General features: G+C 41.4%; 1 protein-coding gene. It reads right to left on the minus strand.

Features of this window, described 5'->3' with window-relative positions; genetic code table 11:
• Nucleotides 1–57 precede the first annotated feature (57 nt).
• Nucleotides 58–927 (minus strand): IS3 family transposase, encoded by an 870-nt coding sequence (locus tag Q0590_RS37375; protein WP_366970909.1) that lies wholly within the window; start codon nucleotides 925–927, stop codon nucleotides 58–60.
• Between the last annotated feature and the right edge of the window lie 135 nt (nucleotides 928–1,062).

Below are 1,062 nucleotides of genomic sequence, written 5' to 3' on the forward strand. Positions count from 1 at the left end.
TGAGGTACTCCCCATTATTAGGACCAAAAATGGGTAATTGTTGATTGAAATTTCGCTTCAGGCGCTACTGGCTAATGCACCCAAATAAACTGAAACGGGTAATTGCCTTCCGATACCTTGATGGCACTTTTGATAATTGTATCTTTCAAAGAATGCCTTCAATCCCTGATATAGTTGCCAGCCATCTTCAGCAGGACAGATATAAATGTAATCATATTTTACTGTCCGCCATAACCTCTCAATATATACATTATCAATGGCTCGTCCCTTTCCATCCATACTGATGAGAATCTGCTGCTCCTTTAGATACTCTACCCATTTTTTACAGGTAAACTGACTGCCTTGGTCGGAGTTCACTATGTGTGGTTTACCATGACGGATAAGAGCAGCATGCAATGTTTCTACCACCCAATCGGAATCCATATTGTTAGAAATATCCCAGCCTACCACAAATCGGCTATAGACATCAATCATAGCCACCAGGTACATAAAGCCTTTGGCCATAGGAATATAAGTGATATCTATTTGCCATACCTGATTACTCTCAGTGATAGGTAAATTTTTCAATAAGTAGGGGTAGATATATTCAGCTTTGCCTAGCTTACTCAAGTTAGGTTTAGGAAAGATGGCCATGATTCCCATTTTTCTCAGTAATCGCCTCACCCGCTTGTGATTGATGCTAAAGCCTTGCCTACGCAGATAGTCCTGCATTTGCAATACACCTTCTGTTGGATAGCTCAGATACCGCTCATCCAACAGACGCATAATACGCAGATTTTCCTCCGTTTCTGCCACTGCTTGATAGTATAGCACGCTTCGGTGCAGCCCTAGTAATTCACACTGTGCCCGAACACTCAACTCACTTTTCGTATCGATCATCGCTTTCAGCTGATTTAGCCCAATTTCTTTAAACTTTTTTTTAGAAATTCATTTTCCAGCTCTAAGCGACCTATTTTAGCATATAACTGATCCGGATCAATCTGCTCCTCAGATTCAGAGTCAGCAGGTTTTTCGAATACCGTGGCAGCTCTACTCAGAAAGTCTTGCTTCCATTTACCGATC

Origin of the sequence: Rhodocytophaga aerolata, from assembly GCF_030503435.1 — a bacterium.
GTDB lineage: Bacteria > Bacteroidota > Bacteroidia > Cytophagales > 172606-1 > Rhodocytophaga > Rhodocytophaga aerolata.